At 66.1% G+C, this 4,257-nt stretch carries 4 protein-coding genes; 3 read left to right on the plus strand and 1 reads right to left on the minus strand.

What is annotated here, in order from left to right; all coding sequences use genetic code 11:
- The first annotated feature begins 135 nt into the window (after positions 1 to 135).
- The 3 genes from ABF821_RS19670 to ABF821_RS19680 all read left to right on the plus strand — a co-directional run bounded on the left by ABF821_RS19670 (position 136) and on the right by ABF821_RS19680 (position 3,383).
- Positions 136 to 879 (plus strand): amino acid ABC transporter ATP-binding protein, encoded by a 744-nt coding sequence (locus tag ABF821_RS19670; protein ID WP_415531308.1) that lies wholly within the window; start codon positions 136 to 138, stop codon positions 877 to 879.
- Between the two features lie 35 nt (positions 880 to 914).
- On the plus strand, positions 915 to 2,381 hold the full coding sequence (locus ABF821_RS19675; RefSeq protein WP_415531309.1) for an ABC transporter substrate-binding protein/permease: 1,467 nt from the start codon (positions 915 to 917) through the stop codon (positions 2,379 to 2,381).
- Between the two features lie 114 nt (positions 2,382 to 2,495).
- On the plus strand, positions 2,496 to 3,383 hold the full coding sequence (locus ABF821_RS19680) for a LysR family transcriptional regulator (RefSeq protein WP_182974501.1): 888 nt from the start codon (positions 2,496 to 2,498) through the stop codon (positions 3,381 to 3,383).
- 98 nt (positions 3,384 to 3,481) lie between these two features.
- On the opposite strand, the gene ABF821_RS19685 is transcribed toward ABF821_RS19680, so the two are convergent.
- The coding region (locus tag ABF821_RS19685) for a hypothetical protein (protein ID WP_415531307.1) at positions 3,482 to 4,257 on the minus strand (776 nt) is incomplete at its 5' end.

Genomic DNA, 4,257 nt, shown 5'->3' on the forward strand with positions numbered 1-4,257 from the left:
ATTCCCGGCATGGTGGCCTCCTGCATTAGGTGTGCCGCGGGATGACTGACGCTGCCGGAACGGGCTTTCCTCCCGGCTGACGAGGCGGGCGCCGGCCCGGGGAACCCCGGGCCGGCGTTTTTTGCTGGGTCCGTCCTGCGGGCCGATCAGATCCGCAAGGTCTTTGACGGCCATGCGGTGCTGGGGGGCATCTCGCTGGAGATGGCGCGGGGCGAGCTGGTCTCGATCATCGGGCCGTCGGGCTGCGGGAAATCGACTTTCCTGCGCTGCCTTAATTTTCTTGAAATTCCCGATTCCGGGACGGTGGAGATCGCCGGCGTGACGATTACGCGCACCGGTGGACGCTGGACCCGTCAGGAAGAGGATGCCGCCCATCGCCTGCGCGCGCATGTCGGCATGGTGTTCCAGTCCTTCAACCTGTTTCCCCATCGCACCGTGCTGGACAATGTGATGCTGGCCCCCGTGCAGGTGAAGCGCGTGCCGGCCGAGGCCGCGCGCGCCGAGGCGCTGGCCCTGCTGGACAAGGTGGGTCTGTCGGCCATGGCCGCGCGCTATCCCGACACGCTGTCGGGCGGGCAGCAGCAGCGCGCGGCCATTGCGCGGGCGCTGGCGATGCGCCCCGATGTGATGCTGTATGACGAACCGACCTCGGCGCTCGATCCCGAACTGGCCGAGGAGGTGCTGTCGGTGATGCGCACCCTGGATGACGAGGGGATGACCCAACTGGTGGTGACGCATGACATGCGCTTTGCCCGTGCGGCGTCCGACCGGGTGGTGTTCATGGATGGGGGCGAGATCGTCGAGGCCGATGATCCCGACCGGCTGTTCGTGGACCCGCAGGACCCGCGGACCCGGAAGTTTCTGAGGTCCGTGCTGTGAAGGGCGTGGTGGGCCTGCTGCTGGCGCTGGTGGCGATGGTTTGCTCCGTCGCCGGCCATGCCGCGCCCTTGCGCTGGGCGTCGGATGCCGAAGCCAATGTGCCGTTCGTCTTTCACGATCCGGCCGACCAGTCGCGTCTGACCGGATACGAATACGAGATCGCTCAGGCGATCGCCCGCCGGCTCGGCCGGCCGGCCCTGTTTGTGCAGAACGATTGGGATGGGTTGATCCCCGGCCTGCAACGCGGGCTGTACGACATGGTGATCGACGGAATCGAGATCACGCCCGAACATGAGCAGGGGGTGCTGTTCAGCCGCCCCTATTACATGACGACCGAGCGCATCACCGTGCGCCGTGACCAGCAGGGGCTGGACACGCTGGCGGCGTTGCACGGGCATGTGGTGGGCACGCTGAAGGACACCACGGCCGAGCGCATGTTGCAGGCCGACCCGTCGATCCGCATCCGCGCGTACGAGGAAGAGACCAACGCCTATACCGACCTGAAGAACGGGCGGCTGGATGCGGTGCTGCTGGATGGCACCATCGCGCTCTATTACGGTTCGCCGGACCCGGACCTGAAGCTGGTGGGCGAGCCGATCGGGCAGGTGGCCTATGGCGTGGCCTTCGCCCAGGGCAATACCGCGCTGCGCGACCAGGTGAACGCGGCGCTGGACGGCATGATGCGGGACGGCGAACTGCACCGGATCCTGGCGCGCTGGAAATTATGGACGCCCGCGATGGCCGCCCTGACCGGCGATGCCACGACCCCCGATATCGCGCCCGATGCCTGGGACCATTACCGGGCCGCCACCGCGCCCGCGACGGGCTGGCGGGCGCGGTTCGACCGCTATGTCAGCTTTCTGCCGCTGCTGCTGCATGGTGCGGTGCTGACCTTCGCGGTGTCGGCCTGCGCCATGGTGCTGGCGGTGGGGCTGGGGTTGGCCCTGGCGCTGATGCGCCGTTACGGCCCGCGCTGGCTGGGGGCGCTGGCGACGCTGTATGTGGAGATCGTGCGCGGGACGCCGCTGCTGATCCAGATCCTGTTCATCTTCTATGCCCTGCCGGGGATCGGCCTGCGCCTGTCGCCCTTCGTGGCCGGCGTGCTGGCGCTGGGGATGAATTATGCGGCGTATGAGGCCGAGAATTACCGCGCCGGGCTGCAATCGGTGGCGCGCGGGCAGATCGAGGCCGCCATCGCGCTGAACATGACGCATTTCCAGGCGCTGCGCTTCGTCGTGGTGCCGCAGGCGGTGCGGATGGTCATTCCGGTGATGACCAACGATTTCATTTCGCTGCTCAAGGACTCCTCGCTGGTCAGCGTGATCACGCTGACCGAACTGAGCCAGACCTATGTGCGGCTGTCTTCGACCTATTACGATTATTTCGGCACCGGCCTGCTGATCGGCGTGGCGTATCTGCTGCTGGGCCTGCCGTTCGTGCGGCTGGCCCGCATGGCCGAGGCGCGGTTTCATACCGGGCGCCAGCGGCGGGGGCATATCTGATCGCGGCGACTTGATGCGTCTGGCACATGTCGGCGGTGTTTTATGTCACGTTGTGCATAAATGGCTGGAAGTTTAAAGAAAACCAGTCGAAGACAATCCGAAAATCATGTGGTCATGGATCTGCTATCCGCTCTGCACAGTTTTGTTCGCGTCGCTGCTACCGGCTCGTTTTCCGCTGTTTCGCGGGAAACCGGCGCCAGTCAGCCAACAATTTCGCGCCATATCGCGCTGCTGGAAGCGCATTATGGCGCCACCCTGTTCGCGCGGACCACGCGCAGCCTGATGATGACCGAGGATGGGCGCAGCCTGCTGCCCCATGCCTATGAAGTGCTGGAAATCCTGGAAACCGCCGAGACGGCGCTGGGGCGTCGCCGGGCATCGGTCTCCGGGCTGGTGCGGCTGGGGGTGACCACGGCGTTCGGTCTGTACATGACGGCGCGGATGGGCGAGTTGCTGGACAAGCATCCCGATCTGGCGGTGGAACTGATCATGCGTGACGGGTTCGGCGACCTGGTCGAGGAAGGGCTGGATCTGGCCGTGCGCGTGGGCGAGATCGCGGAAGGGTCGCTGATCGCCCGGCGCCTGGGCACCGTCAAACGCATTGCGGTGGCCAGTGGCGATTATCTGGCCCGGCGTGGCACGCCCGTTCATCCGCGCGACCTGCTGAACCATCCCTGCATTGCCTATACCTATGGCGGCACGCGCCATGACTGGCATTTCGAAGGCAATGGCGAGGAAAGCGTGGTGGCCGCCAGCGGCCCCTTCCGCGCCAACAGCAGCGAGGCGGTGCATCGGGCCACGCTCGCGGGGCTGGGGATCGGTCTGCTGCCGGCCTTTCAGGTGCGGGAAGATATCGCCGCCGACCGGCTGATCCGCCTGTTTCCGGAATGGACGGTGCCGGAAATGCCGTTCTATGCCGTGCATACCGGGCCGCGCACCCTGCCGCTGCGGACGCGCACGGTGCTGGATTTCCTGATCGATATTTCGGACGTGCTTCGGTAGGGGAGCATCTTCTTTTTCTGAAGAAAAAGAAGCAAAAAGACTTTTATTCGTTCAGGAGCCTTGGAGCGGGCAGGCTCTGAGGCTCCTGAACGGCGCGTTTATTCCCCCGGCAGGACCGATGCGGGGTCGCGGCTGGCGCGCACCAGATCCGGGCTGCCGTTGGTGAGGTCGCCGTGGAAGCCGCGCCGCAGCATGGTCGTCCAGCCTTCCATCCAGTTGTTGGCGGCATTTACGAAGTGCTCGGCGCCTGGGTGCTGGGGCAGTTCCTGTTTCAGCCACTGTTCCGGCGGGGCGGGCAGGGTCATGGTGCCCTTGCGGGCCGGGCTGAGCAGGATGGTCACGTTCTCGATATTCGCGCCGCGATCGGCGGCGGCCTCGGCGTAGTTCCAGGTGGCGACCAGCATCACGTACGGGATCGGGAAGCCCAGGACGTGCAGGCGATTGAACGCGGTCTGGATATCCACGCTGTCGCTCAGCGGCTGGCCCTCGATCTGGACGTGGCTGGTGAACCAGCATTCCATCACCTTGGCATCCGACGGGACGATCTTCGAGAGGTAGTTCCGGTCGTCGTGGCAGCCGTTATTCATGGCATCGACGGTCGAGGTCGGTAGGGACTGCGTGCTGGCGCGGGCGATGATCACGCCGGTCACGACGCCGCCTTCCGCACGCACCAGCACGTTGCTGAGCAGTTCGCCATGCGGGCCGCTCTGCGTCGTCAGCACCGGGTGCCAGGTGCCGGCGGGCAGGGGCAGGATGCGGCCGGCGAAGGGAATGGCGCCGCCGAGGTCCGAGGTGATGGGCGGGGCCGCCAGTTGCGGGCCGCCGGCCGTCTGCTGGCCATTGTCGGGTGCGCCTTCGGCCGGCGGGGCGGGCG

Origin of the sequence: Gluconacetobacter sp. (genome assembly GCF_047721585.1) — a bacterium.
GTDB classification, from domain to species: Bacteria; Pseudomonadota; Alphaproteobacteria; order Acetobacterales; family Acetobacteraceae; genus Gluconacetobacter; species Gluconacetobacter dulcium.

Bases quoted from the DNA above. Each gene is read 5' to 3' on its own strand.
- ABF821_RS19680 (WP_182974501.1), top strand. From the start codon at position 2,496: ATGGATCTGCTATCCGCTCTGCACAGTTTTGTTCGCGTCGCTGCTACC.
- ABF821_RS19675 (WP_415531309.1), top strand. From the start codon at position 915: ATGGTTTGCTCCGTCGCCGGCCATGCCGCGCCCTTGCGCTGGGCGTCG.